Annotated in this window: 23 protein-coding genes; 12 read left to right on the top strand and 11 right to left on the bottom strand. The window is 45.5% G+C overall.

The features are described 5' to 3' along the window. The first annotated feature begins 5 nt into the window (after positions 1-5). From NG798_RS19095 to thyX, 5 genes are all read left to right on the top strand, one after another. The gene (locus tag NG798_RS19095) at positions 6-2,498 is read left to right on the top strand and encodes an AMIN domain-containing protein (protein WP_261225295.1); all 2,493 of its coding nucleotides are present in this window, start codon (positions 6-8) and stop codon (positions 2,496-2,498) included. A 643-nt stretch (positions 2,499-3,141) separates the two neighbouring features. Further along, the gene (locus tag NG798_RS19090) at positions 3,142-3,420 is read left to right on the top strand and encodes an HU family DNA-binding protein (RefSeq protein WP_261225294.1); all 279 of its coding nucleotides are present in this window, start codon (positions 3,142-3,144) and stop codon (positions 3,418-3,420) included. Positions 3,421-3,443: 23 nt separating this feature from the next. Beyond that, entirely contained in the window at positions 3,444-4,580 is a 1,137-nt protein-coding gene (gene cobD, locus NG798_RS19085; RefSeq protein ID WP_261225293.1) for a threonine-phosphate decarboxylase CobD, read from the top strand. Between the two features lie 94 nt (positions 4,581-4,674). Further along, positions 4,675-6,123: an NAD(P)/FAD-dependent oxidoreductase gene (locus NG798_RS19080; protein ID WP_261225292.1), complete on the top strand. Its 1,449-nt coding sequence runs from the start codon at positions 4,675-4,677 to the stop codon at positions 6,121-6,123. A gap of 79 nt (positions 6,124-6,202) precedes the next feature. Then, on the top strand, positions 6,203-6,925 hold the full coding sequence (thyX, locus tag NG798_RS19075) for an FAD-dependent thymidylate synthase (RefSeq protein ID WP_261225291.1): 723 nt from the start codon (positions 6,203-6,205) through the stop codon (positions 6,923-6,925). A 241-nt stretch (positions 6,926-7,166) separates the two neighbouring features. On the opposite strand, the gene dcd is transcribed toward thyX, so the two are convergent. The 4 genes from dcd to NG798_RS19055 all read right to left on the bottom strand — a co-directional run bounded on the left by dcd (position 7,167) and on the right by NG798_RS19055 (position 10,335). After that, positions 7,167-7,748, bottom strand: a complete 582-nt coding sequence (gene dcd, locus NG798_RS19070) for a dCTP deaminase (RefSeq protein WP_261225290.1) — start codon at positions 7,746-7,748, stop codon at positions 7,167-7,169. Between the two features lie 74 nt (positions 7,749-7,822). Continuing rightward, positions 7,823-8,359 (bottom strand): P-loop NTPase family protein, encoded by a 537-nt coding sequence (locus NG798_RS19065; protein WP_261225289.1) that lies wholly within the window; start codon positions 8,357-8,359, stop codon positions 7,823-7,825. 305 nt (positions 8,360-8,664) lie between these two features. Further along, a complete protein-coding gene (gene codA, locus NG798_RS19060) occupies positions 8,665-9,912 on the bottom strand; it encodes a cytosine deaminase (protein ID WP_261225288.1) in 1,248 nt (415 codons plus the stop codon). Between the two features lie 93 nt (positions 9,913-10,005). Continuing rightward, positions 10,006-10,335 carry a hypothetical protein gene (locus NG798_RS19055; RefSeq protein ID WP_261225287.1) on the bottom strand — a complete coding sequence of 110 codons (330 nt, stop codon included), beginning with the start codon at positions 10,333-10,335 and terminating at the stop codon, positions 10,006-10,008. 225 nt (positions 10,336-10,560) lie between these two features. On the opposite strand from NG798_RS19055, the gene NG798_RS19050 reads away from it, so the two are divergent. After that, positions 10,561-12,336, top strand: a complete 1,776-nt coding sequence (locus NG798_RS19050; protein WP_261225286.1) for a tetratricopeptide repeat protein — start codon at positions 10,561-10,563, stop codon at positions 12,334-12,336. On the opposite strand, the gene NG798_RS19045 is transcribed toward NG798_RS19050, so the two are convergent. Then, on the bottom strand, positions 12,330-13,994 hold the full coding sequence (locus tag NG798_RS19045; RefSeq protein ID WP_261225285.1) for an NAD(P)H-hydrate dehydratase: 1,665 nt from the start codon (positions 13,992-13,994) through the stop codon (positions 12,330-12,332). The two genes, NG798_RS19050 and NG798_RS19045, sit on opposite strands and share 7 nt — an antisense overlap. A 35-nt stretch (positions 13,995-14,029) precedes the next feature. After that, the gene (locus tag NG798_RS19040) at positions 14,030-14,662 is read right to left on the bottom strand and encodes an SPOR domain-containing protein (RefSeq protein ID WP_261225284.1); all 633 of its coding nucleotides are present in this window, start codon (positions 14,660-14,662) and stop codon (positions 14,030-14,032) included. A gap of 375 nt (positions 14,663-15,037) precedes the next feature. On the opposite strand from NG798_RS19040, the gene mnmA reads away from it, so the two are divergent. The 4 genes from mnmA (at position 15,038) to NG798_RS19020 (ending at position 20,651) form a co-directional block, all read left to right on the top strand. Then, complete coding sequence (gene mnmA / locus NG798_RS19035; RefSeq protein WP_261225283.1) at positions 15,038-16,093, top strand: tRNA 2-thiouridine(34) synthase MnmA; 1,056 nt, start codon at positions 15,038-15,040, stop codon at positions 16,091-16,093. 186 nt (positions 16,094-16,279) lie between these two features. After that, positions 16,280-17,461 carry a sulfate adenylyltransferase gene (gene sat / locus NG798_RS19030; protein WP_261225282.1) on the top strand — a complete coding sequence of 394 codons (1,182 nt, stop codon included), beginning with the start codon at positions 16,280-16,282 and terminating at the stop codon, positions 17,459-17,461. A gap of 123 nt (positions 17,462-17,584) precedes the next feature. Next, positions 17,585-19,741, top strand: a complete 2,157-nt coding sequence (locus tag NG798_RS19025) for a caspase family protein (RefSeq protein ID WP_261225281.1) — start codon at positions 17,585-17,587, stop codon at positions 19,739-19,741. A gap of 79 nt (positions 19,742-19,820) precedes the next feature. Further along, positions 19,821-20,651, top strand: coding sequence for a DUF3598 family protein (locus tag NG798_RS19020; protein ID WP_261225280.1), 831 nt, complete (start codon positions 19,821-19,823; stop codon positions 20,649-20,651). A 206-nt stretch (positions 20,652-20,857) separates the two neighbouring features. Here the strand turns inward: NG798_RS19020 and NG798_RS19015 are convergent, their stop codons facing one another. The 4 genes from NG798_RS19015 to NG798_RS19000 form a co-directional block, all read right to left on the bottom strand. Next, positions 20,858-21,127, bottom strand: a complete 270-nt coding sequence (locus NG798_RS19015; RefSeq protein WP_261225279.1) for a GlsB/YeaQ/YmgE family stress response membrane protein — start codon at positions 21,125-21,127, stop codon at positions 20,858-20,860. A 264-nt stretch (positions 21,128-21,391) separates the two neighbouring features. Further along, complete coding sequence (locus NG798_RS19010; protein ID WP_261225278.1) at positions 21,392-21,535, bottom strand: cytochrome P450; 144 nt, start codon at positions 21,533-21,535, stop codon at positions 21,392-21,394. A 106-nt stretch (positions 21,536-21,641) separates the two neighbouring features. Further along, a complete protein-coding gene (locus NG798_RS19005) occupies positions 21,642-22,169 on the bottom strand; it encodes a cytochrome P450 (protein ID WP_261225277.1) in 528 nt (175 codons plus the stop codon). Between the two features lie 253 nt (positions 22,170-22,422). Beyond that, the gene (locus NG798_RS19000; RefSeq protein ID WP_261225276.1) at positions 22,423-22,836 is read right to left on the bottom strand and encodes a peptide chain release factor 1; all 414 of its coding nucleotides are present in this window, start codon (positions 22,834-22,836) and stop codon (positions 22,423-22,425) included. Between the two features lie 597 nt (positions 22,837-23,433). Here NG798_RS19000 and NG798_RS18995 point away from each other — a divergent pair. Beyond that, a complete protein-coding gene (locus NG798_RS18995) occupies positions 23,434-24,921 on the top strand; it encodes a peptidoglycan-binding protein (RefSeq protein ID WP_261225275.1) in 1,488 nt (495 codons plus the stop codon). Positions 24,922-24,945: 24 nt separating this feature from the next. Here NG798_RS18995 and NG798_RS18990 read toward each other — a convergent pair whose 3' ends face one another. Continuing rightward, the gene (locus NG798_RS18990) at positions 24,946-25,818 is read right to left on the bottom strand and encodes an alpha/beta fold hydrolase (protein WP_261225274.1); all 873 of its coding nucleotides are present in this window, start codon (positions 25,816-25,818) and stop codon (positions 24,946-24,948) included. A 134-nt stretch (positions 25,819-25,952) separates the two neighbouring features. On the opposite strand from NG798_RS18990, the gene NG798_RS18985 reads away from it, so the two are divergent. Then, positions 25,953-26,759, top strand: a complete 807-nt coding sequence (locus tag NG798_RS18985) for a DUF1206 domain-containing protein (RefSeq protein WP_261225273.1) — start codon at positions 25,953-25,955, stop codon at positions 26,757-26,759. Positions 26,760-26,868: the final 109 nt, after the last annotated feature.

The following is a 26,868-nucleotide window of genomic DNA, read 5'->3' as shown; positions in this document are numbered from 1 at the left end:
GTATCGTGAAACATTATCAAGGCTATAGCAGCCTGTGGCTGAGTGCCGCGAGCGTCTTATTACTCGTTGCACCGGCACAAGCGCAACAAAGCCGCGTCACAGACGTACAGATCCGGCCAACCGAGCGGGGTCTGGAAATTTTCTTACAAACCGAAAACGGAGACCGGCAGCAAATACTCACCGTCCGCAGCGGAAACGACCTCGTAGCCGACATCATCAACACTCAACTGCAACTGCCCAACGGCAGTAACGTTTTCCGCCAAGATAATCCATCTGCGGGCATTAGTTCCGTCGTCCTGACGCAACTCGACAACAACAACGCCCGCTTGATCGTCACCGGCACCACAACCCCTCCCAACGGCCAAATAGCCGGTCGTAACCAACAAGGCATTTTATTAAGCTTCAGCCCCGGCACCGGCAGCCCCCAACCAGCCGCCCCCCAAATGGCCCCACCCCCACCCCCCGGCTTACCAAGCTTAAGCGCCCCTCCACCGAGTACACCCATTCCCAGCGCCATGCCGGTTGGGCCAAGTGCCCAAATTCCCCCAGCCCCAGGCCCAGCACCGACAGGCTTTCCGAACAGCCCTAACGTCTTAGTTCCCCAACCAGAAATTACGATCAACGGTCAGCCGGCAGCCCCAACCGCCGCCATTCCCAACATCCCCCCGGCGGTTTCTGGGCCAACCGCTGCGCCCCCTATGTTACCCCGCGCCGTCGCCCCGCCGGTCGGTGATATTGCCGCCGCCACCACTGACCCCTCGCCCTCAACCGTAGATTTAGGAACCAGCGAACGTATCCCTCGTTTGGTGTTGCGAGATGCGCCGGTGCGCGACGTTTTAGCTTTATTAGCAAGGGCTGCCGGTCTAAACATCGCCTTTACCAGCGACAACGCCGCCCCAGGAGCAGCCGCTGCACCCGCCGCCCCAGGAGCAGCCGGAACAAGTGGCCCCACCGGCCCCACCATCTCCCTAGACATTGAAAACGAACGAGTCCAAGACGTTTTTAACTACGTTTTGCGTTTGTCTGGCTTACAAGCCAACAAAATAGGCCGCACCATCTTTGTCGGAACCCGCTTACCCAACGAAGTCAACGACACCGTAGTTCGTACCTTCCGCCTCAACCAAGTCACCGCACGGCAAGCATCCGGCTTTTTAGCCAGTATGGGAGCCGAAAGCGCCATCACCTCCACCCGCGAAGTAACACAGGTAACAGCCGTACCCATCCAAGGCACAGACCAAGCCATTACCCGCACCAACACCACCGTCCAAACCACCATCGACACCCTGCGCTTTTCACCCCAAGACGCCCCAGCACTTTTAAGAGGACTACAAGTGCTAGTCGATGAACGCCTCAACTCGGTAACATTGATCGGGCCCCGTCGAATGGTGGAAATTGCCTCAACGCAATTGGTACAGCTTGACCTGCGCCGCCGTCAGGTTGCCGTTAACGTCAAAATTATTGATGTCAACTTAGCAGCAAACGATAACTTTAATAGCAGTTTTTCCTTTGGAGTGGGCGATAGTTTCTTTGTTAACGACCAAGGCAGCGCTGTATTTAACTTTGGCGGCGCCAACCCCCCACTTAGAAACCAAGTTGTCGGCACTCCCACCAACCCAATCTTAAATAACCCGCCCTTGATCCGAAACCAAGTCGGCGGCGTAAACTTAGAAACCTTCGAGCCGTTTTTTGACCCCGGCAGAACCAGTAATATTCCCCTGACGGCTCCCAACCAAGGCGGGGTATTCCTTAACCCCATCCCCCCCATTGGCGAAAACCAAGGAGATGTGGGCCTGCAAGATTATACCCCCGGAACCGCTACGAGTGCCGGTACTGGAACGTTTAGTCTATTTCCGTTTATTCAATATCCCCGCCGGTTCTTGTCGCTATTGCAAGCCCAAGTTACCAGCGGCAATGCCAAAATCTTGACAGATCCAACACTGGTGGTACAGGAAGGCGAAACAGCAACCGTAAACCTTACCCAAGATGTGATCGGCAACATTCAAACTCAAACTACGGCTTCTAACCCGCCGCAAATTACGACCACAGCCCAAATTCAAAAGGCCGGTTTGATTTTGGGGATTAATATTCAGCGCATTGATGATAACGGCTTTATTACCCTCAACGTTACTCCCAAAGTGACGGCTGTGGCAGATACTCAAAACTTTGCTGGCACAACCATTGCTTTGCTGAGTGAACGCTCTTTAAACTCTGGCTCAATTCGTTTGCGCGACGGTCAAACTTTGATTCTTTCAGGGATTATTCAAGAACAAGACCGCGTAACCTCTAGCAAAATCCCGCTTTTAGGCGATTTGCCCATTATTGGCGCTTTGTTCCGCAGCACCACCCGTAATAATACTCGCGCTGAAGTGATTGTGGTTCTGACTCCGCAAGTTATGGATGATTCTGATCGTTCACCGTTTGGCTATGGTTACACCCCAGGGCCAGATGTCCGCCCCCTCATCCAAAGGCAGATGCTGCCCGGTACCACACCGCAATAATCATCAATAGTCCTTTGTCCTTTGTCCTTTGTTAAATTTTCCATAGTCATTTGTCACGTTTAGCTGTTACCAGTGACTATTGACAAATGACCCTTGACAAATAACAGTTTTTATGCTTACCCTCTGTTTTGATGAAGACAGGGGGTTTTTAGGCAAATTAGAGGGCCAAAAAGAGGCCAAACAACGAAAAAAAACGAAAATCAACATAAATTAAGCGTTTCAGGCTTCCATATCCGCGTTCTGCGTGTCAGAATATTGCAGTGAAAATAAGTGTCTGCGGGATTTTCAGCCCGTTCTTTCTGAACCCGACTAGACTGAATGCGTGAATTTCACCGCCAAGGACACCGAGTGATGTTTACAAAATTCCTTACACAACAGTCAGGAATCCCGCCTTTACGCTGTGGACAAAACGATTCCACCGGCCCCGCAAAAGGAAAACTCGCTCGGTTCAAACTCTAGTAATAGAGTGGCGAAAGGCAACTCAACTGCCTCGTTGATTGTGCGGCGAAACGCAACAGGGAAACCCCCGAAGTGCTGTTTGACGCAACAGCCAACAGTACGCAGGAGGAAACTCACGGGTTTTGTTAGTTCCTGGCCTTTGGCAATAAAAACTAGCAATCGACTTTTACAAAACAGGAAAGCGATGAATAAAGGTGAATTAGTTGATGTCGTGGCTGATAAAGCCAGTGTTACGAAAAAACAAGCCGATGCCGTGATCACAGCCGCTTTAGAAGCGATTATGGAAGCGGTTGCCGATGACCAAAAGGTGACTTTAGTGGGTTTTGGCTCCTTTGAAGCCCGCGAACGCAAAGCGCGTGAAGGTCGCAACCCCAAAACCGGCGACAAAATGGAAATTCCGGCCACTAAGGTACCTGCCTTTAGTGCTGGGAAATTGTTCAAGGAAAAAGTTGCTCCCGAATAGTCTTTCAGGCTGCTGATAAATCCTTGACTCGACCAACTCACGGGGGAAATTTAATTTGGGCAGCCGCCATTGCCGGTTGTCCACCCTCTGACATTGTTGATTTTTCTGCCAGTATTAGCCCCCTTGGGCCTCCCGCAAGTGCTCTGGCTGCTCTTCAAGACCGGTTGTGTGACCTGAGTGCCTATCCTGACCCAAATTATCAGGAACTCCGCAACAGCATCGCACAATTCCACAATTTAAGCAGTGAGTGGATTTTGCCCGGTAATGGTTCGGCTGAGTTGTTAACTTTGGCCGGCTGGGATTTTTCGGAACTGGCAGAAACTTATTTGATTACCCCAGCTTTTGGTGATTATTGGCGTAGCCTCAATGCGGCGAAAGCAATTGTAGTTGAGTGTCCTTTGGTTGGTAGTTGCGCTTTAGGGCTATCTCCTGATGAGCTTTCCTCTAACCAAAACACGCAAATCAATTTAGCTGATGTGGCACCGGTTTTATCTGAAAAACCAGATTTTAAAAAAACCGGTTTATTACTCAACAACCCCCACAACCCAACGGGTAAATTATTCTCAAAAGAGTCGATTTTGCCCTACTTAGACCAATTCTCTCTGGTGGTGGTGGATGAGGCTTTTATGGATTTTTTGCCGCCCGATGAACAACACCGGCAAAGTTTAATTTCGGAGGTGCAAAATTATCCAAATTTGGTGATTTTGCGAAGTCTGACGAAGTTTTATAGTCTGGCGGGGTTGCGTTTGGGTTATGCCATTGCTCACCCAGATCGTTTGCGAGTTTGGCAATCTCGCCGTGATCCTTGGCCGGTGAGTATTTTGGCTGTGGCGGCTGGGGTGGCGGCGCTTGAGGATGTTGAGTTTCAGCAAAAAACATTTGCCTGGTTGTCACCGACTCGCAGTGCTTTTTTTGAAGGGCTCACCCAAATACCGGGGTTATTTCCTCTGGCCGGTTGTGCTAATTTTTTATTAGTTAAAAGCAACTGGCCGGTTTCTTCACTGCAAGAAATGCTCCTCAAACGTCACCAAATTTTTATCCGCGACTGTAACAGTTTTCCTGAACTGGGAGATAGTTACTTCCGGGTGGCAGTTCGCACTACAGAAGACAACCAGCGCTTACTCAATGCTCTCAAAGAAATTATCATGGGGGATGGGTGATTTGCCACAAGTCTATTTGTAAGAATTTTTTTTGACAAATGACTTTTGACAAATGACTAATGAGCAATGACCATTGACAAATGAATTTTGACAAATGCCTTTAGATTATGATTTGGTGATTGTTGGCGCTACGGTAGCTGGTTTTTATGCTGCTGAGGTTGCTGTGTCGCTGAAAGCTCGTGTTGCTTTGGTGATCCCGCAAACTGATAGGAATTTGAATTTATCTATTAAAGCTTTTAGTCATATTGGCAACGTTGCCAAACAATTTATTTCCGCCGAGCAATTCGGGATTTATTGCAGCGAAATTAAGGAAAATAAATTTTTAGAAAATAGTATTAGTTGGCGATATAAAGAAACAAAACAATGGGTTAAGAGCGCCCTTTCTAATTTAGAAGAATATAAATCTCCGGCTCTTTTGGCGGCTTTGGGGGTTGATGTGATAGTGGGAGATGGGCAATTTTGCCCTAAACCACAGCTTTGTTTTGAAGTGAATAATCGCCGTCTTTTTTCGCGGAGTTATTTATTAGCACCGGCCACTAAACCAATCACAACAAGCAAAATTGAAGGTTTAGAAGCCATTGGCTATTTTACCCCGGATACAATTTGGAAAATTCAACCCCCAAAAAGTTTAATTATTATTGGCGGCGAACCGGCTGGCATTGAATTGGCACAAACTTTTGCGCGGTTGGGATGTGCGGTGACGCTGGTGGTAAAAAGTTCGCGTATTTTGCCAAAAGAAGATGCCGAAGCTGCGTTTTTAGTGCAGGGGCAATTAGAAGCAGAAGGGGTGAGAGTTTTGACAAATACAGAAGTTTGTCAAGTCAGAAAAATTGATGGTAAAAAATGGATTCAGGCCGGAAATTTAGCCATAGAAGGCGACGAGATTTTACTAGCTATTGGTCGGGTTGCTGATGTGAAATCATTAAATTTAGAGTCGGTGGGCGTAAAATGGGGCCGGTATATTCAGGTTAATGAAAAGCTGCAAACAAGCTCATCTCGTATTTATGCTTGTGGGGAAGCGGCGAGTACCTATGGTTTGGAATTTGCCGGAAATTATCAGGCGGAAGTGGCGGTAAAAAATGCTTTGTTTTTGCCTATATTTAAGGTTAATTATGCGGGGATTCCTTGGGGGATGCAAACTGACCCCCAATTAGCAACAGTGGGGTTAACGGAAGCTGAAGCCATCAAAGAATATGGTGAGGATTTGTTGGTTTTGCGGCAATATTTTAAAAGTTTTGCGGCGGCGATAATTTCTGGGGAGACAACGGGATTTTGTAAAATTTTAGTGCGTCGTAATGGGACAATTTTAGGGGCTGTGGTGGTGGGAGAAAATGCGCGGGAGTTGATTTATCCGCTAGGCTTGGCAAGGCGAGAAAATATAAAGGTGGGCCGGTTGGCAGAATTAGGGGGAATTTCACCGGCATTTTCAGAAATGATTAGTAATACGGCGGCTGAGTGGGGCCGGTTGCGTTTGGCTGGAAATAGCAGGTTACAAGATTTTCTGGAGGGTTGGTTTAATTGGCGACGGGGCACATCTAAATAAAACGTTTCATTTTATGAGAAAATAGAACGTCTGCTTAAAAATAGGCAAGCGTTGATTTTTGTGTTGATGGCGTTGAAAGATGGATAGATTTAGAGTAGAAGTTATTGCGAAAACCCCCAATCCGCAACAGGTAATTTATGCGGCGCTGCATCAAGATTATAGCGAGGGATTTGTTTATGATGATCGGGAAAGTTGGCCGCCAGAAGAGAAATGTGGGGAGATTATTGTTAAGAGATTATTGGCCGGTGATCGCGGGCACTACGGCTGCATAGAACACCCACAAATTATTTTAAATTGTGGATTTTTCCCCCATAGTGTCATGCAGCAAGCTCGCACTCATCGGGTAGGAGTTTCGTTTGATGTTCAGTCTGGAAGGTACACATCCCAGCGGATTTTAGATGCAGCAATCGGAAAAAGAGACATTGAAGAAGTGTTTTATTTGAGGCCGGTGGGACATTACAGCGACAGGCAAGGTAAGAAATATTTTTACTCTCCAGAACAACGTCAAAGAGATGTCGAATGGTGTTTAGAAGCCGCAAAACGCTATCATGTTGATATTGAAGCGGGGATGGCGGAAGAACACGCGAGAGGCAAGCTTCCTTTTGATTACCGGCAGCATTTTGTAGTCAGTTTTAATATGCGGTCATTTTTACATTTTTGTGATTTGAGAAACAAAAAAGATGCACAATTAGAAATTCAAAAATTGTGTGAATTGATGTGGCCTCATTTTAAAGAATGGACACCGGCAATTGCTGAGTGGTATGAAACAAGCCGGTTAGGAAAAGCAAGATTAGCCCCTTGATAGCTAAGTAGGAACTAAAAATTGGTAATTGGGGATCAGCAAACTTTTTGATTCCCCATAACAAAAAACTGTAGGAGCAGGCATCCCGCCTGTGATCGCCTGCCCCGAAAAACCACAAATAATACCAAATCCGGTTAAAAGACGTTCCGCCGGAACGTCTCTACATCTGCATTTATCTGCGTTTATCTGCGTTTATCTGCGGTTAAAAAAACCACCACAATCAAATCTGGTATAACAATCTTTAAACTCGTGGAAGAGTCACAACTTCGCTTTGATCTTGATATTTTCCGCTGCGAGTTTCATAACTTGTCTGGCAAGGTTCCCCCTCAAAAAATAATAATTGCACCACCCCTTCATTTGCATAAATTCGGCAATCTGCACTCGAAGAGTTGGAAAATTCCAGAGTTAAATGTCCGCGCCATGCAGCCTCACCAGGAGTCAAATTCGCAATTAATCCGCAACGGGCATAAGTGCTTTTACCAATACAAATTACAGTGATATTCTCAGGAATTTCGAGGCGTTCTAAGGCAACTCCTAAACCGTAGGAATGAGCCGGTAATACAAAATAACTCCCATTAGAATCGCTATAAAGTTTTGTCGGTTCTAAATTGTCGGGGTTAAAGTTTTTCGGGTCAACAACGGTGCCGGGGATGTGGCGAAAAATGCGAAATTCCGCAGGAGATAAGCGGATATCATAGCCAAAACTGCTGAGACCGTAGGAAATCACCGGCAGCCCGTCAACCTTACGAACTAAGCGCGGCTCAAAAGGTTTAATCATGCCTTTTTGAGCCATTTGATTAATCCAAATATCGTTTTTGATCACAGCTACACCAGTAAATAAAGGCAGTTTACTAGCATACCTAAAAGAGGGATCTTTATTCTACAATTTGGATTTTTTTAAGGCCGGTGGGAACGGCGGATTTGCGTGATTTGATCCGCTTCATCTAAGATAGCTTTTGGCATTTCCGGGCCGGTTAAAATAATATCGAGATGACGCGGACGTTGCTCGAGCAACTCTAGCACTTCCGTCTCGGAAATCACACCAAATTTAATAGCTAAACTTAATTCATCTAAAACTACCAGATCATAGCTACCGGCTTTGACAACTTCTTTGGTATAGTCCCACAAATCTCGCAAAGATTTAGTTTCCGCTTCATCGAGTTGGGGAGTATCAATACAGCGGGGTAAGTCGCAGCGTATCCAGTCCAAATTTTGCCCCAAGCGGACGGGATGCTCGTGGCCTTGGCCAATACCACCTTTGAGGAATTGTACCACTAACACCGGCGTCCCCTGACCGGCAATCCGCAGAGCTTGAGCCATCACATTTGTAAAAAAACTGCGGTGAGAGCCGGTGAAAACTTGCAGCAGACCCTCAACTGTATAAGGTACACGACAAGGCGAACTGAGAATAGGAGTTTCTAGCTGTGCGACCATAGGGGTTACTTAAACGAATTACGCCCCTTGATAGTAGATCAATTGAGGGCAACCAAACAGTTTCCTCAACAATCCGCAATCAATATTTAGCGTGATTTAACAGAGTGTTGCTCAATATAACACTATATGTACCAATTGTCTTATGTCTTAAGAGAGGCCCGGAATACAGGCGACCAAGCAAAGGCTTTTCCCAATGGGGAGACGGGCGTGCGAAACCCTACAAGAGACGGGAGAGGCGAACAGTGAATAAAAACGCTTCCCCCCCCAAAAGCCTCTTAATTTTCAATAAAGATGGCTGGAATACCCTACAAATGCCATTTTGTCTCAGAAATAGACCTTTGAGCCAGCAATTTACCCTGTGAAAAAACATAACAAACGGGCGCCCGCCGGCGAATAGCATCAAACCGGCTTACAGCATCCAAAATAATCAAAGAAGCCGAATTTCCTACAGCAATTCCATAATCATTTAACTGCAAAGTCTTCGCCCCATTCACCGTCACCATATCAAAACAAGCATCAATTTCAGCCAACCCCGTCATCTGGCAAACATGAAGCGCCATATATGCCACATCCAGCATATTTCCCGTCCCCAAACTATACCAAGGATCTTGAACACAATCATGCCCCAAAGAAACATTCAAACCCCCCCGCCATAACTCCTTAACCCGCGTCACACCCCGCCGTTTAGGATAACTATCCATCCGCCCTTGCAAAGTAATATTAATCAAAGGATTCGCAATAAAATTAATCCTTGAGCGTTCCAACAAACCCATTAACTTATAAGCATAAGCATCATTATAAGAACCAAAAGCCGTAGTATGACTTGCCGTTACCTTTTCCCCCATACCCGAACGCAAAGCACAAGCCGCCACTACTTCTAAAAACCGCGATTGCTCATCATCAATCTCATCACAATGAACATCAATTAACTTATTATATTCCTCCGCCAATTCAAAAATTTTATGAATTGACTTCACCCCATCCTCTCGCGTAAATTCATAATGGGGAATACCCCCCACCACATCCGCCCCCATCTTCACCGCTTCTTTCAATAACTTCTTATTCTCAGGCTTGCCATAAATCCCATCTTGAGGAAACGCCACCACCTGCAAAGTAATCCAATCTTTAACTTCTTCCCGCACGTCCAACAAAGCCTGCAAAGCTGTTAAACTGTCCTCACTTACATCCGCATGAGAACGAACAAATAACACCCCTTGCATTGCCTGCAATTTCAGCGTTTCTAAAGCCCGTTTTTTAACATCTTTCAAGCTTAAAGATTGCTTACGTTCACCCCAAATTTTTATTCCTTCAAACAAGGTACCGCTTTCATTCCAACGAGGCTCACCGGCAGTCAAAGCCGAATCTAAATGAATATGAGAATCCACAAACGGCGGACAAACCAACCTCCCGCCTATTAAAATTTCTTCCTCTCCCCGTTCCTTTATCTGTTCAGAAATAGCGGCAATTTTTTTGCCATCAATCGCAATATCTACCACGTCCCCAGAAACCAGCCGGCATTGCCGCAAAATCAAGCCATAACTCTTTGGCGACATAAAAACTCCCCTATCTAAAAACAGTCAATAAAAAATCTTGACTATTTTAGAATACAAAACACAGGAGAGCAACCAAAATCAACCGCAACCTCCCTAAAGCAAATAATTTTGCAGATATTCCCAATGTTCATCTTCACAGATTGATTGTAAAAGGCTTTTCACATCCTGACTCAACATCACCTTTTCCTCAGAAATAGCCAAAAAATGCTCCTCAAAATAACCCGCCTCAGCAAGCATTTTTTTCAGCGCCTTAACCGTCTGACAAAAATCGACAATTGCAGCCCTACTATACATCCAATCAGTCACATCAGGCACAGAAACGTTTTTTTCTGAACTCGGTAGATGATTTCCTGCTTTGTCATTAAAAAATTCCATAGCTTCTCCACCAAAAACTTTGTAAAAAAAAGCACCTACTTCAATCATCAACCATCCCTATCACTTTTTCAGTGATATCCTCATATCTCTAGGGGTGATCCTAGACATAAAAAAGAGCGATCCACATCACTCAACACCACAAAATCCCACCCAAAATGCTTGAGTATGTTACGATATCAGCTAAATTTATAACTATCAGGGATTAAAACAAAGCTCCCGTCACCGCCAATAAGCCCAAGCCAAAACTATTAAATAACAAACCTTCTGCCTGGTATGACTGACACCGCAAACTTTGAGCCTACCCGTACCGGCAACAGCCAACCAACCCCCCCCAGTCCGAGTGTTTCCACACCAAGCCGGCGAGAACGACACAAAAGCCGGCGTAAAACCCTTGACTTTGGCAAACCCCTCGAACAAATCTTAAACTTCACCAATAGTATAGGGGAAAAATTTCGCGGCGAAATCCCCGACTACGAAAACGCAAACAAACTTTTTAGCCGCGCTAATTACGAAAAAGCCCTCTTTAGCTATCAAAAAGTTACCTCAGAAAAACCAGATTTTTACCCAGCCTGGTTAAAACTTGGCAACACCCTCGAAAAACTCGACCAGCCTACCAGCGCATTAGCCGCCTACGACAAAGCCGTACTACTCAAACCTGATGAATGCTGGGGCTGGTTACTGCGCGGCAAACTTCTCTACCAACTCCAACAATACGAACAAGCCCTCGCCTCCCTCGATCAAAGCTTATCGATCAACCCTAACAATTATGAAGGGTGGTATTACCAAGGCTTAGTCAGCGACAGCCTCCAACAATATCCTCGTGCTGTAAACGCCTATCGCAAAGCCTGCCAACTAGAAACAAAATCGGCAATTTTGTGGTATAATCTCGCCTGCGCTTTGCAACAAACACAACAATACGGCGCCGCCATCGAAGCCTACGAAAAAGCGATCCGCCTCAACAACAAAGATACAAATAGCTGGTTTAACCGAGGAATCTGCCTCAACAACGTCAAACGCCACGACGCCGCCCTAGCAAGCTTTGATCGCGTTCTATCCCTCAACTCCAACCACTTGCAAACTTGGATCGAACGCGGGCTGACCCTCGAACAACTCCAGCGCTACACCGATGCAGTCACCTGTTACGATCAAGCCATTATTCTACAACCCGACTCCTATCTGGCCTGGTATCACAAAGGCATGGCCCTCAAACACCAGTGGTATGAAGCAGCCCTCGCCTGCCTAGACAAAGCTATTCAACTGCAACCCGATATTCCCCTAGGCTGGTACGGACGCGGTATCACCCTCAGCGAGTCAGGACAACATAACACCGCCTTAACCAACTTTGAGCAAGCTATCAAACTTAGCCCGAATTGGCCCGAACCTTGGATCGGCAGAGGTAGCGCCCTACACGGACTGGGCCGGTATAAAGAAGCCATCATCGCCTACAGCAACGCTATTCAACTTTTACCCGACTCTCCCGAAGCTTGGTTTAAACGCGGCGAAGCCCTCGAACAACTCAACCGGCACTCCGAAGCGCTTTTTGCCTATGATAAAATTCTCCAAAAACTCCCCGCCCATCCCATTTGGGCCTATCGTTGCTGGATGAAACGCGGCCAAGTTTGCGAAAAACAAGAACGCTATCCCGAAGCTGTCGCCGCCTACGCTCAATTGATTTTTCTATTCCCCAATCAAATTGAACCGCATTTTAAACGCGCCGCCGCCCTCGAACGCGAGCAAAATTTTTCCGAAGCCCTCGCCACCTACGACGGTGCTCTGCAAACCTGGCCGAATAATTACAGCCTTTGGGTGAAACGCGGCAAACTTTTCATGCTTTTGGGCCGTCACTCCGACGCCCTAGCCAGCTTCGACCGCGCTATTCAACTTCAGGCTGGAGAATACGATGCTTGGTTAAAACGTGGCGAAGTCCTCGAAAGTTTGCAACGCTATCAAGAGGCTGCGAGTTCCTACAGCATTGCTATGGAAATCAAACCCCACGCCTATGAAGCCCTGAGTAATTATCAACGAATGCAGACTTTATTAGGTCAATAGCCATTTGTCATTTGAGCACAAACTAAAGACAAATACTGAGTTAATGTAAACGCATCTACTCCTAGCTCAGACCGCTCCTTTGCTGCCATAATTGCCGCTTGTGAGTGCCACCATGTCGCCACCGGCACGCAGTCTTCCACCGGTTTTTCTTGGGCCTGCGCCTGCGCCATCAACCCCCCCATCAAGCCGGTTAGCACATCCCCACTCCCTCCGCGTCCCAAAGCCGCCGTACTTTCCGGGTTAATCCACACTCTATTATCCGGGTAAGCAATCACCGTTCTCGCCCCCTTTAACAACACCACTCCCCCACAAACAGCCGCCGCTTTTTGCGTAGCATAAACTCTGTTTTTTGTCAAGTCTTCTGTCAACTCAGGAAATAAACGTTTAAACTCTCCCCCATGCGGCGTTAACACCGTCAGCGCTTGACGTTCATTAACCCTAGACAAACCAAGATTAGCTAAAACATTCAACCCATCCGCATCTAAAATTAGAGGCCGGTCAGATCCCAGCACAGTTTCCACCACCGGCGCCGCAGCCAGCGTTAAACCGGGCCCACAAGCAATAGCATCATAAGAACTCAACTCTACACCCACCGGCAAACAAGAAAGCGCCCCACTTTCCGTTTCAGGACAGCCAATAATTAACGCTTCTGGCAGTAGCGGGCTAAGCATTAACTTTAAAGACTTCGGCACCAAAATAGAAAGCATCCCCACCCCAGAAGCTCGCGCCGCCAAACCGGCCAAAATAACCGCGCCGGTGTACTTCTCTGAACCGGCAATTAATAATAAATGTCCGTTTTTGTATTTATGACTTGTTGGGGTTCGCGGCATAGGAAGACGAGAAACAGCCTCATCAGATGTAATTTTTCTAATATTAGGAGGATTGCCTAAAACTGCCCAAATATCTGCAAGGGGAATATCAAAATCAATTAACTCAGCTATACCGATATATTCCAAAGCCGGATCTTGCAAAAAAGCCAACTTCCACAAACCCAAACAAAACGTCCGATTAGCTCGAATTGCCGACCCCAAAACCTCCCCACTATCCGTATGCAACCCGGAAGGTAAATCTATGCTAAAAATTGGCTTTTTCCAAGCATTAATTTCCTCAATTTCCTCCGCCGTCTCACCTTCTAATCGGCGCTCTAAGCCAAAACCAAATAAACCATCAATAAATAAATCACAATCTTTAATATCCGAGATTTTTTGAAAAAAAGGAATACCGAGACTTGCACAATAACGAGCATGAAAGCCGGTGAGTTCTTTAACTTTTTCAAAAGGCGAATAAATGACAATTTGATAGCCGCGAAAGTATAATTCTCGCGCCACAACTAAAGCATCACCGCCATTATGACCGGGGCCGGCCAGTACCCCTATTTTATATTCACCCCATTTTTGTCCGACCAATTCCCTTGGGGTTTCCCCCTGATTGGGGATACTAGGACTGGGTTTATTAATGATGTTTATTGGGGGCAAAAATGGGGATGAACCGGCCCCGACATCAGTTAAAACTTGCTCGATGCGACCGGCAATTAAGCCTGCAACTTTTTCCATCAACGCCGCCACCGGCATCCCCGCATCAAAAATACGGCCTTCAATAGCTCGCATTTGTTCTGCCGTAACTGCAAATTCTTCGATGAGATTATGCCGGTGTTTCATCTTTTTAAAGCAAAATTTTTGAGATGCAATAATGCCTACTTTCCATAGTAAACCCGCGCATTACTCAAACCAAAATCTTTAAGATAACGGTTCCAGCGTTCGGCAATGGCCCGGTCATCAAACGGCCCAACAATCACATGAGAGCCACGCGGTTGATTTCGCCAACGGACGGCAGGATCATCTTGCTGTTGTCGCAAAGCCAGCCGGCGGACTTGTTCTTGAATATCTTGTAAATTTCGTTCGGGTGCCGGGATGACCACAAAATAGCCGGTAGAATCATAGTCCCATTGATCATTAGGACGATTTGGATTGTAACTTGTTATGGGAACAGCACCTTCTTGAATTCTGGCTTGGATGCCGATATTTTCGAGTTCTTGGACTCGTTCTCTGGCATCACGACGGTTATCAAAAGCACCCGCTTGAATGACATCACGCTGGCCATCCTGCCTAGTAAATGCGTCCGGTGCTATTTTTTGTACTTGTTCTAAGAGTAGCCGACTGTTTCCATTCACAAAAACCCGATACCGCAAATTACTTTGTGCCAGAAGTTGAGATGGCCTAGTTTGTTGCAAACTTTGGGTAAAAATTTCAGCAGCAGAGGCGCTATTTTGCAATCCCAAAAACAAAATACTGGTAAAGATGAGTGAAATTTTACTTTTACTTTGCATCAGCAAGCCCCCGAAAAGACGATTGAATATAAACATAGTTGTGGTGTTCTAAGGCTAAGGGTTGGGAATTTTAGGGAGTGAAAAATATTGTATAAAAACAAGTCAACCACTAGAAGCCACAAACAAAAAATAGTTTAACAAAGGGGAAAAGTGTTAAAATTGCCAAGAAAATAGGCAAAACTAGGGGCAGGTTTATAAAAAATATTTACCTCCCACAGACACCACACACCATCTATAAACCCCGAATTAGTGCAGAACTTCAAAAAAATAAATTGAAATTGAAGTTGATAGCACAGCCGGCCTGATTGGTGCCGTTGTTTGTCCAACAATGTTAGCCTATAAAAACAAAGAATTTTTAGCAATTGTTCAAATACGATGAACAAAGTTGTGGTGGGCCTCTCCGGTGGCGTCGATAGTTCAGTAGCAGCAGCAAAATTGCACCACGAAGGTTATGACGTGGTGGGGTTAACCCTTTGGCTAATGAAAGGCAAAGGACAGTGCTGTTCGGAGGGGATGGTAGATGCGGCGCAGATTTGTGAACAATTGGGAGTTCCTTATCACATTGTCGATAGCCGAGATGTGTTTCAGGCGCATATTGTCGATTATTTGGTGGGGGGATATAGTAGCGGTGTCACTCCCTTACCTTGTTCGCAGTGCAATAAAAGCGTGAAATTTGGGCCGATGCTGAGTTATGCCAAAGAAAAATTAGGCATTGACAAAATTGCCACCGGCCACTATGCACGCATTGAATATAACCCCGAAACAGGGCGATATCAATTATTGAGAGCGGTTGATAAAAGCAAAGATCAATCGTACTTTTTGTATGACTTATCGCAAGATTTACTAGCGGGAAGTTTGTTTCCGCTGGGAGAATTGCTCAAAACCCAAACACGCCAGATAGCAGCGGAATATGGGTTAAAAACTGCCGAAAAGCCAGAAAGTCAAGATTTGTGTTTAGTGGAATCCAATGGCTCGATGCGGGCTTTTTTGGATAAATATCTCGAACCGAAAAAAGGCGAAATTGTCAACCTGGAAGGCAAGGTTTTAGGATACCACGATGGCATTCATCACTATACAATCGGTCAACGCAAAGGCATAGGTATTGCAGCAGCCGAACCGCTTTATGTGGTTGCCATTGATAACGGTCGCAATCAGGTAATTGTCGGAAATCGGGAGAGTGTACATCAAGCAGAATGTACAGTAGCGGGGGTGAATTGGGTTTCAATGGGGCTGCCGGTCTCTCCAATTCGCGCTCAAGCTCAAGTCAGATACCGCACACAGGCAATGCCGGCCTCGATTATTCCCTTAGAAGACGGTCGAGTGCGGGTGGTATTTGATGAACCGCAATTTGGCATAACTCCGGGTCAGGCGGCGGTTTGGTATGAGGGGGATGTGTTGTTGGGTGGCGGAGTGATTGAGAATCAACGCTGAGAAAGTTAATAGTCATGGCTGAAAAGTCAAGAGTCAGAAGAGAAAATCTTTCTTTTCACTCTTGACTTTTTAGTATTAACTTTTGGCCGTGACACTTTACCGAACAGTAGGACATAGGATTAAATAGAAGCCAAGCAGGATGATAGCAAGTCCCTAGATTTTTACTAAAACAGAAGAGGAAAAAAGTTGAGCTACCATTCAGAAGGAATTGCGCCGCACGGCGGGCACTTGGTTAATCGCATTGCAACACCGGCACAGCGTCAAGAGTTTCTTGGCCTCTCAGAGAAGCTACCCCGCATTGAACTGACAAACCGTTCGGTTTCCGATTTGCAGATGATTGCAATTGGTGGGTTTAGTCCGCTGATTGGGTTTATGGAGCAAAAGGATTATGAAAGCGTAGTTACAGATATGCGCTTGGCAAATAATTTGCCTTGGTCGGTTCCTGTGACATTGGCGGTGAGTGAGGAAATTGCCGACTCTCTTAAAGAGGGCAGTTGGGTTCGTTTGGATGACCCAAGCGGAAAATTTATCGGTGTTTTAGAGTTAACCCAAAAGTACCGCTACAACAAAGCCCATGAAGTGGTGAATGTTTATCGGACCGATGATATTAAACATCCGGGCGTTAAGGTTGTTTATGATCAGGGGCCGATTAATTTGGCGGGGCCGGTTTGGTTGCTCGAACGAGAACCTCATCCCTTTTTTCCTAACTACCAAGTTGATCCGATAGCCTCGCGGGCAATGTTCAAGGATAAAGGTTGGAAAACGGTGGTCGGTTTCCAAACTCGCAATCCCATTCACAGAGCTCACGAGTATATTCAAAAATGTGCTTTGGAAACAGTGGATGGCTTGTTTTTACATCCGTTGGTGGGGGCGACAAAGGAAGATGATATTCCAGCAGATGTGCGGATGCGCTGTTATGAAATTTTGCTGGAAAGATATTTCCCTGCTGACCGTGTGATTTTGGCGATTAATCCTTCAGCAATGCGGTATGCCGGCCCGCGTGAGGCGATTTTCCATGCTTTGATTCGCAAGAATTATGGCTGTACTCATTTTATTGTCGGTCGAGATCATGCTGGGGTGGGTGACTATTATGGCACTTATGATGCTCAGTATATTTTTAAGGAGTTTGAGCCTGGGGAGTTGGGGATTACTCCGATGATGTTTGAGCACGCTTTCTTCTGCAAGATTACGCAGGGAATGGCGACGACGAAAACTAGCCCCAGTAAGCCAGACCAGCGAATTCATCTTTCAGGGACTAAGGTTCGGGAGTTGTTGCGTTCTGGTCAACTTCCGCCGCCTGAGTTTAGCCGACCTGAAGTGGCGGCTGAGTTGGCGCGGGCGATGCGAGTGCCGGTGGATTCTTATTAAAGAACCGGCTGGACTTGGGATCAGGGGGGTATTTATGTCTTCCGGTTCCCAAGTCTGTCGAAGAGTCTCCTCTTATCAGCCGTGAGAAATTCTAAACTAGAATTGACAAGCTAGGAATAGGACATGGCCTTGAAGCGGCGGGAATTTTTGGAACGGGCCGGCTGGGCGCTGGCTGGGTTGGGGTTTGGTGGGGCTGTTTGGGATTGCGCCGAAACGCGCTTTGTTAAGGCACTGGCGGAAACACCCAAGCGAAAGTTGGCTTTGTTGGTGGGGGTTAATCAGTATGGGGGCGGCTCTCTTCCCCTCTTGGGCTGTTTAACGGATGTGGAGTTACAACGGGAGTTGTTGCTTTACAGGTTTGGGTTTCAAAATGCAGATATTCTGACTTTGACGGATTCTCAAGCGACGGCTGCAAATATTAGGGCGGCTTTTATTGATCATTTGGTTGAGCAGGCTCGTCCGGGCGATGCGGTGGTTTTTCATTTTAGTGGCTACGGACGCCGGATGGAGATAGGGGGGGATGATCTGGGCTGGGCTGAAAGCAGTTCTTTGGTGCCGGTGGATGGGGTGATCAGCGCTGCTCCTAATGGGGTTATTAATGATTTATCTGTTAAAGATTTATTTTTATTGCTGCGTTCGCTTTCTGCTGAGAATGTTTTGGCGGTTCTGGATACGAGTTATGTTTATCCGGGGTCGAGTTTACAGGGATCTTTGCGGGTGCGGTCGCTTCCTGCGGTGCCGGTGTGGAAAATGGGGGCACAGGAGGAAGGGTGGATTGAGCCGTTAAAAGCCAAGTTGGCAAATGCAGGGGATTTAAAGGGCAAAAAAGATGTTTTGATGGGGGCACGCCCGGAGCAAGTGGCCGGTGAAATGCAATGGAGTGGCTTTAGTGCGGGAGTGTTTACTTATGCGCTGACGCAAACTTTATGGCAGACAACTCCGGCTTCGAGGCTGACTTTTATTTTGAATCAAGCGGCTTGTACGGTGGAAAGATTAACGGGTATCGACATCCCGCAGTTAGAAAATTTGGCTTTGGAAGAGAAGGGTGAGGAGGTTTTAAGGTCGTTTTTGGGGGGGGAAAATCAGGGTGCGGATGGGGTTTGTACGGCTTGGGATGCGGAGAGTAAAACGGCGCAGTTGTGGTTGGGGGGATTACCGGCGCAGGTTTTAGATTGTTATGGGGCGAATTCGATTTTGTCGGCTGTGGGGGCTACACCGGCTTGGATGGTTGTTCGCTCACGCAGTGGTTTGATGGCGACGGCGCAGGTTTTGGCCGGTGGGGGAGAACTCTCGACGGGCCAATTTGTGAGAGAGGCTGTGCGGGTTGTGCCGCGTAATGTGAGCTTGACGGTGGGGTTGGATAGCAGTTTGGAGCGGATCGAGCGAGTTGATGCTACTTCTGCTTTTTCGGCGATACCGAATGTTTCGCCGGTGGCGGCTGGGTCTTTTGCTGCTGATTGTTTGTTTGGCCGGTTGCGGGAAACGCTGATTGCTCAAGCTGGGGCGGCGGCTCTACCGGCTGCTAAAACAAGTTATGGGTTGTTTTCTTTAGCACAAAATATAATTCCGAATACGGTGGGGGAAGGTGGGGAGGCGGTGAAAAGTGCTGTGCGCCGTCTGGCTCCTCACCTTCATATTTTGTTGGCTGCGAAGTTGTGGCGCTTGACGGCAAATGAAAGTTCGTCTCTGCTTGCTTGTCGGGCGGCGCTGGAGTTGGTGGAAGACAATCAATCGCTGGTTTTGCAGGAACGCGGCACTTTGCAGGGTGAGGGTTCTGGGGGGTTAAAGGAAAAAGCGGCGTTGGTTTTACCGGCCGGCTCACGGATTCAATATCGTTTGCATAATGAGAGCGAAAGCGATATATATTATGTGTTGTTAGGGATGGATAACCGGGGACGGGCTTTTGCAAGTGCGGTTTATGATCCGGGGGATGGCGAAAGTGGGGTGGTGCGTCCGGGTGAGAGTATGACGATTCCTTCGGAAAGTTCGGGTGGGCCTTTCTTGCTGAGGGGTGCGGGGGGTCTGGCGGAGGCGCAGTTAATTTGCTGTCGGGAACCTTTGACAAAAACTTTGGCCGGTCTGGCGGCGGTGATGTCGGCGAAGGCGGACGGCCAGCCGGTGAGTGTGTTGGCGAATCCGATGCCGGTGGCGATGGCACTTTTGCAAGATTTACACGATAGCAGTGTGGCCGGTGTAGCCGAAATGGGGGTTTTGACGGATGGATTTGCGTTAGATATGCGGGTTTGGGCAACGTTGAGTTTTTTTTATCGGGTTGTCTGAAATCTAATTTTCCTTTTAAGAGGCCGGTTTATAATTGTTTTGCTTAGGGAAAATTTCGAGTAAAAATTAGGTTAAAGCTATGAGTTTTCAATGGAATAATTTTTTGAAAAATTTGGCTGAGTGGCAGGGTTCTTTTACTACAATGTCTCCGAGTGGGGAGGTTGTTAATGATATCAAAAGTGTTTTGATTTTGGAGGGGTTAGAGAATAATGAAAAAGTGCGGCTGACTTTGCGCCTGTGGTCGTCTGGCGAAAGCGAACCCCCAAATGAGTTGGTTAGGGAATATGAAACGGTGGGAGGAGATATTTTATTTTTTGAGGATGGGGCGTTTTCTCAGGGTACTATTCAATTGGCTCCTAATGTGAATTTTGGGGCGGAGTTTGGATTTATTAATGATGATCGGCGTTTTCGTTTGGTGCAGATTTTTTCGGGGAGTGAGGGGAAGTTATCGGGTTTGACTTTAATTCGGGAAAAAAAGGCGGGTTCAAATGCAATTGAGCGACCGATTTTGACGGTTAATCAGTTATTTGGTGAGTGGCGGGGACAGGGGGTGACGCTTTATCCTGATTGGCGTGGGGCTGATAGTTTTTCTTCGAGTTTGAAGTTTGAAGATTTAGGGGATGGGAATGTTAAGCAAGAGCTTTCTTTTGATATCGGAAATGGGATAAAAACGCTTTCTTCTACTGGGGTTGTAGAGGGAAATAAAATAAAGTTTGAAAAAAATACGGTGCTTTTGTTACCTGATGGTGGTTCGGCTAATATTCCGGGGGTTGTTAAGTTGAGGGAGGGGTTTTTTTTGGAGGCGGGGTGGTTAGTTGAGCCGAATTTAAGGCTGCGAATGATTCGCCGGTATAGTGAGAAGGGGGAATGGGTGAGTTTAACTTTGGTTCGGGAAGAGAAAGTTGATTAGAAATGGGGAATAAGTAATAAAAATTGCCTCTTTTCGGAGAATATATTGGTTGATTAGAAATTTAATGTTTATCTGAATATCAATGAAAACAGGTATATATTTTATTTGAGATGCTTTAAAAAGCCGGTTCTTAAAGAAAAACCGGCTTTTTTGAATTGTATTTAATTGGGCTGAGGTTTGAGTTTGGCACAACCAAGCGGGCATAATTAATAGGCGCGACGGTTGATCATGTACCAGCCCCAGATGGCTACAAGTGCCCCTAAAACGGCGATAAAAATTCCCGGAATGCTTAAACTTGCGGCGGTGAGTTGGAGTGCACCGGTTTCTAAAAAAGTTGCTAAGGTTCCGCCGATAAAGGCGCCAACAATTCCTAAGATCATTGTAGAAAGTATGCCGCCGCCTTGAGCACCAGGATAAATTGCTTTGGCGATGGCACCGGCAATTAATCCTAAAACGATCCAAGCAAGTAGGTTCATAGTGTTTTTTCCTTGAATATTTTGTGTTTTTGTTATTTTAAGATTAACAATTTGAATCAGGGAGTATCATCTATCTAATGATATAAATAAGACTATCTCTTCTAGGTAAGGGTTAAGCAATACGCCTAGCTTTTATTAAGAAATAATAAGAGTCTATCCTTAGAGGGGTGGCCGGTTTTGGAAGGGAAACTGGAATAGGTTTTGAGGAAAGTTAAAAGTTAAGAAGGGTGTGGGGAAGGGGAATTTAGTTGTGCTTAAATTAATTTAGATTGAGGTGAGGGGTTTGGCAATCATTCTGACTCCCCTAGCCGGCGCAATTAATAGTCCCAGGCGAACGGGTATTTCTTGTTTATCATCGGCTAAGCTTAATTGCCAGCTAGACAAAATTTTGGCGAGGATAATTTTCATTTCAAATTGGGCAAAATTTTTTTAATTTGGCATGAGGAGTTAGGGGGGCCAAAATCTTTTTGCAAAAATGAGAAAAATAAGACGGCTGTGCTGAGAGAAGAATTGACTATTTGCAGTCTTTCTGTAAGAATTTGTTGAAGTTTTTCGCTTCTAGAGTTATTATTTCCAGGACGGCTTGGACAATGGCTTGGAGGGCAATAACCTGCATGGAATGGAGAATGTTAACGGATTTTTTGGCCGGCCAGCGGTTTGTTTCTTGTTCGGTAATTTCGCTGATCATTTGCCCATAGGTTCGCATTCGTTCGCCATGAAAGGGGGGAGTTAATAACTTTCGCTGACTTTGGTGAACTTCGCCGTCTAAGCTGATTAAAGATTGCTCTCTTAATAAGTTTAATTTCATGCCGTTTCCTTTACCGGCATCTAATTTTTTCGGGTCTGTGGTAAAGATTTGTTTGATGGCTTCCGGGTGACTTATAAATACTACAGGCGTAGATTTTGGGCCGAATCGGGCGGTAAAAATCTCGCCATATTCTTCAGCGCAATTTTCCATAAATTCGAGGGGGCGCATTATCCATTCTAGCTTCTGCAACCATTGGGGAGTCTGGGGGCCGGCCGGCAGTTTAGCTGTTTGCATATTGTATTTTTTAGCACTTGTTTTATGGTGGGCGAGGTTTTTGCACCCCAAAGTTTTCTCGCCTTTAGAGTTATATTTTAGCAGAGGTTTTTTGCCTAGTCCTAGAAAAGCTTAAGTTATTTTTTTTTAAATTAGATAAAAATGGAAGAGCGAGGTTTTTATAAAGCCTATTAAAGGGGAATAAAAGCCAATCATCAAAAAGCCGTATAGGCGATAATTGATGCCTAAAGACGACTTTTTAAGAGGAAGATAATTATCGCCAGTAGGGCCGGCCTTTCCAAAAAATTCCGACAATTATAGAGACAATTTCCGGCTGACTAAAACCGACGAGAAAGCTGGGAAGGGGTAAGAGAGATTTTAATAAAACGGTGAGAACAAAACACGGTACTAATGCCCATAAACTGGAACGATCTATATAAACTTCGCGGAAAAAACGCTCTAAAATATAGACAGATAAAGCCCCAACTCCTGCGGCGGTAAGTAAGGGGAGAATGATTCCTAAAGGGGGGCTATATAAAAGTCGTAAGCTGCTTTGGATGGGGGCAAATTGAGTGGCACTTAATGCGATTATAAATTCAAGCACAGAGGCAAAAGCTGTGACGATAGCAGCAACTTGAAGTAAAGACAGCCAAGGGAGATGTTTTAAGCGTTCAAAAGGGTTTATCATAGTGCAATAATCTCGGAGACTAATTTAATTTTATATGATTTAGGAGTTAAGCGGTTGAGATGAGATTTTAAGACGCAATCAGCAAGCGCAAACAGAGACCAAGCTGAGGGGCGAAAAGTTGTGTCAAAAGTTGGAAAAGCGTTAATTTTTATGAAGGGCTGGGCTGTCGGGCTTGCGGTAGTAGAATTTTTGGTGGGATAAAAGCAGCAGGAGAGTGAAAAAAGTTTGAAGAAAATTCCTGACTGAGAAGGAGGTATCTTGTAACTTGAAGTTTGTAAGCTTAAAACAAAGCGAGGGGCTGTGTGGAATGGTAAAGAGGTTTGGGGGATAAGTGCTGTCTGCCGACGCTAAAGGTTTTGAATTAAAAATGCAAGGCTAGGAGAATGGCGGCCACCGGCGGATCGCATTTCTGAAGAATTTATACTTTTTTGGAGAGTTGAGTCAGAGAGGTATATTATGGTGGTTAACTAAATTTCATTAACTAAGCTAACCTGATGTGGAAGCGTTTTCACTATTATTTTTTGGGAAAATGCTCTATTTAGGGAGTAGAAAAGCTGAAAAACAGGAAAAACTTTGAGGTTTTAAGAGGTTTAAATTATGCGGCTAGAAGATATCATTGAAAAAAATTTAGTCATCGATTTGGAGAAGCTAAAAACAGATGAAGAATTGCTTAAGCAAATCCAAAAACAGTTAAGTTATTTGGGGTTATATCCCACCGGCAGATGGATTGATGGCAGCTATGGGCCGCGTACAGATTCGGCAATTAGTGAATTTTGCAAAACAGTCAATCTTGACAGTATGAAAACCGGCAAATTTGATAAACGTTTTGCCGAAGTGCTAATTAAACTTGAGGGGTCGATGTTCAAGTTATATGTGGCAACGTCCCGCGACCAAGTATTTAAAGATTTTTTAAAAGCGGAGGCCGGCTATGATGCTTATAAATTAGCTTTTTTAGATCGCGGCATTAATAATTCGCCTTATAAAGCAGACGTTAGTAGTTATCCTTTGCGGCTAAAAGAAAAACCCGACGACCTCGAGGTAACATCGTTAGGCGAAAAAGTAACACAGGCAAAAACTTCGGTTACTGTGACCTACACTCCTTATCCTAAAGTGGGGGAATTTCCAAAAATTGATGATAACGGACTGAGTTTTTTGCATTCGGATATCACAGAAGCTTGTGTTTGTTTGGGTAGTTTTGTTGGCGGTCAATTTCGGTCGCGCTGGCTGGGGAAAAAATCTTTAACTTTGACACAATTTTGGAGTACGACTAAATTTATAAGTATTTTAAATTTAGTGAGCCAAGCTAATAGTAAATTTGCTGGTTGCGATGTTGATAATTGTGCTGTGAGAGACCCCAAGGATGGAGCTTGGTTTAAATTTTATGATTTAGTCAGCGATGTAGTAACCTACGCCAACAAAATAGGAACTTCTAACTCTATCGCGGCAATGTTTAAGCGATTTGAAACTTATCCGGGGTTGGAAGCTTGGCTGAAGAAAATCACAGGAAACACCGGCTTAGTATTTCGCGGAAACTATGGCGAAGGGGCGTTTATTGAGTCGCCAGAACTCTACGATCAGAAGTTAAAAAAAGTTGTATTAACGGCTGCACCGGCCAGCGAAAAAGGAGGAAATGCGCTATCTGCTTACGATTTAACGCGGATGATTTCGATGTTAGGATGGCATTTTTATTTGCCGCAAGCGTCGCGCTTACCCGGCGCCCAGTGGGATAGTTTGGAATCTGTAATTCGAGCAATGGGGTTAGAATCTGCTCGCTTTGTAGATGTGGCTTTGGAAAAACTGGGTTTACCAAGTGAAATAAAATCGCCGGTAATTATTTCTAAAATGGGGTTTGGACGCAGTTCGGCTCGCAATCAAACAGAAATGTGTTATGTGGCGTTGGTGCAGTTTATTGACCGGCGCCCAAAAGCCAAAGGAAAGCCGGCAAAATTACGCACTTTAGCAATGGCTTTGCGGGGGGTAAAAGGTTTAAATGATGCCAATGCGGAAGCCACAGAACTTGATGCCAGAATGGCGGCGGAAATAACAGAAATTATCCGTCGTGTGGTGACTGAAGAATTGGTTTAAATTGTAGGCTGGGCAATGCCCAGCTTAGACAATTATACTTTCCAAAAACTCCCGCATATACTCATTCACCAAAACCGGTTTTTCTTGCTGCACCCAATGACTGCAATTTGGAATATAACGAAGCTGAAAATTCCGTACATAAGCCTCAGTTCCATAAGTTAACTCTTTCCCCAAAGGAATATCATCCTCACCCCAAATCATCAACGTAGGAACCTCTAAAACTCCCCATTGTTTCTGACTTAAAAACCCCTGAAAAGCATTGCGGTAATAATTTAAAGCCGCCGTCAAAGCACCACGCTTTGCCATTGCATTTTTATAAAGCTCAATATCCTCATCACTAAACGTCGTTTTATCAACCGCCATCCCTCGCAACGCTCGCTCAATTGCTTGGTAATCATTAGCCTGAATTGCCAACTCCGGCACCAAAGGAAGCTGAAAGAAAAATATATAAGAACTCCTCATCAATTGCTGGGGAGTCATTAAACCCTGAGCAAACTTTACAGGATGGGGAATATTCAAAACAATTAACTTTTGCACCATTTCCGGGTGAGAATATGCAAAACACCAAGCAATTGCACCACCCCAATCATGCCCCACCAAAACGCAACTTTCATAACCCAAACCCCGGATAATTCCTAACACATCTTTAATAAACTCTGCCATCACATAAGCAGATTGTTCTTTGGGTTTTTCGCTGTCATTATATCCGCGTAAATCTACCGCCACAACTTTATAATTTTTGGCAAATTCGGGGATTTGATAGCGCCAAGAATACCAAAACTCAGGGAAACCGTGCAGCATTAACATTAAGGGCCCTTCTCCCTGCGTAACATAATGCAGTCTCACACCATTAGTGACAATGTAATCATGGTGCCAAGGATAGTTTAAATTTTGCATGATTGCTACCGCTTATATTCCTAAAGATTGAGAAAATTTATGTCTTTTGAAAGAGGTATTCAACTCCCCAGAGGGATGTAATTATACCGCTCTCAAGAGTATAAAAAAAGTAGAAAACATTTTAGCATAAAAAAATGCGACAACAATCTTCTCAGTGGGTAGACCGGCTCGCCAGATTTGGATTGGCATCGAAAGGAATTGTCTATGCAATCATCGGGTTACTAGCAATAAGAGCCGCAGTTGGTACCGGCGGAAAAACAACCGATACACGCGGTGCCTTAGAAGCAATTATTACGCAACCCTTCGGAAAATTTTTGCTGACCTTAGTAGGAATTGGCTTAATTGGCTATGTATTATGGCGATTTGTGCAAGCCATCAAAGACCCCGAAAATAAAGGCTCAGATGCCAAAGGTTTACTACAACGTCTTGGCTATGTCATCAGCGGTTTAATTTATGCCGGCCTTTCTTTAACTGCCTTTCAAATGGTCTTAGGTACAGGGGGTGGTAGCGGTGGAAATTCGGCCCAAGATTGGACAGCAAAGGTACTTTCTCAACCCTTTGGGCAGTGGTTAGTGGGACTTTTTGGAGCTTTTATTATTGGCCTGGGTTTCTACCATTTTTATAAAGCTTATAAAGCTAAGTTCCGCCAAAAATTAAAGTTAAATCAAATGAGCCAAACTGAGGAAACTTGGGCAACTCGTTTAGGCCGGTTTGGTTTAGCAGCGCGGGGAGTTAACTTTATTGTGATTGGCTTGTTTTTAATTCAAGCTGCTCGCCAAGCTGATCCAAATCAAGCGCGGGGACTGGCCGGTGCGTTGCAAGCCTTAGCCGCACAACCTTATGGCCCTTGGATTTTATTACTTGTGGCCCTGGGGTTACTTTCCTATGGCATTTATATGGGTGTAGAGGCGCGATACCGGCGTATTTTGGCGGCGATTTAAGGAGTATGAATTTGAGTAAAAACTTAGGTAGAAAAAAGCCGGCAGGCAAGATGCCTGCCCCACTGTGGAGCAGGCATCTTGCCTGCCATCCCCCCACCTGCCAATGCTC

This window comes from Ancylothrix sp. D3o, assembly GCF_025370775.1.
Classification (GTDB): Bacteria; Cyanobacteriota; Cyanobacteriia; order Cyanobacteriales; family Oscillatoriaceae; genus Ancylothrix.
This window is presented reverse-complemented; position numbering and strand designations above follow the sequence as displayed.

Excerpts from the sequence above, each read along its gene's own strand:
- NG798_RS19090 (WP_261225294.1), top strand. The coding sequence starts at position 3,142 with ATGAATAAAGGTGAATTAGTTGATGTCGTGGCTGATAAAGCCAGTGTT.
- NG798_RS19080 (WP_261225292.1), top strand. The coding sequence starts at position 4,675 with ATGCCTTTAGATTATGATTTGGTGATTGTTGGCGCTACGGTAGCTGGT.
- thyX (WP_261225291.1), top strand. The coding sequence starts at position 6,203 with ATGGATAGATTTAGAGTAGAAGTTATTGCGAAAACCCCCAATCCGCAA.
- NG798_RS19065 (WP_261225289.1), bottom strand. The coding sequence starts at position 8,359 with ATGGTCGCACAGCTAGAAACTCCTATTCTCAGTTCGCCTTGTCGTGTA.
- codA (WP_261225288.1), bottom strand. The coding sequence starts at position 9,912 with ATGTCGCCAAAGAGTTATGGCTTGATTTTGCGGCAATGCCGGCTGGTT.
- NG798_RS19055 (WP_261225287.1), bottom strand. The coding sequence starts at position 10,335 with ATGATTGAAGTAGGTGCTTTTTTTTACAAAGTTTTTGGTGGAGAAGCT.
- NG798_RS19050 (WP_261225286.1), top strand. The coding sequence starts at position 10,561 with ATGACTGACACCGCAAACTTTGAGCCTACCCGTACCGGCAACAGCCAA.
- NG798_RS19045 (WP_261225285.1), bottom strand. The coding sequence starts at position 13,994 with ATGAAACACCGGCATAATCTCATCGAAGAATTTGCAGTTACGGCAGAA.
- NG798_RS19040 (WP_261225284.1), bottom strand. The coding sequence starts at position 14,662 with ATGCAAAGTAAAAGTAAAATTTCACTCATCTTTACCAGTATTTTGTTT.
- mnmA (WP_261225283.1), top strand. The coding sequence starts at position 15,038 with ATGAACAAAGTTGTGGTGGGCCTCTCCGGTGGCGTCGATAGTTCAGTA.
- NG798_RS19025 (WP_261225281.1), top strand. The coding sequence starts at position 17,585 with ATGGCCTTGAAGCGGCGGGAATTTTTGGAACGGGCCGGCTGGGCGCTG.
- NG798_RS19020 (WP_261225280.1), top strand. The coding sequence starts at position 19,821 with ATGAGTTTTCAATGGAATAATTTTTTGAAAAATTTGGCTGAGTGGCAG.
- NG798_RS19015 (WP_261225279.1), bottom strand. The coding sequence starts at position 21,127 with ATGAACCTACTTGCTTGGATCGTTTTAGGATTAATTGCCGGTGCCATC.
- NG798_RS19010 (WP_261225278.1), bottom strand. The coding sequence starts at position 21,535 with ATGAAAATTATCCTCGCCAAAATTTTGTCTAGCTGGCAATTAAGCTTA.
- NG798_RS19005 (WP_261225277.1), bottom strand. The coding sequence starts at position 22,169 with ATGCAAACAGCTAAACTGCCGGCCGGCCCCCAGACTCCCCAATGGTTG.
- NG798_RS19000 (WP_261225276.1), bottom strand. The coding sequence starts at position 22,836 with ATGATAAACCCTTTTGAACGCTTAAAACATCTCCCTTGGCTGTCTTTA.
- NG798_RS18995 (WP_261225275.1), top strand. The coding sequence starts at position 23,434 with ATGCGGCTAGAAGATATCATTGAAAAAAATTTAGTCATCGATTTGGAG.
- NG798_RS18990 (WP_261225274.1), bottom strand. The coding sequence starts at position 25,818 with ATGCAAAATTTAAACTATCCTTGGCACCATGATTACATTGTCACTAAT.
- NG798_RS18985 (WP_261225273.1), top strand. The coding sequence starts at position 25,953 with ATGCGACAACAATCTTCTCAGTGGGTAGACCGGCTCGCCAGATTTGGA.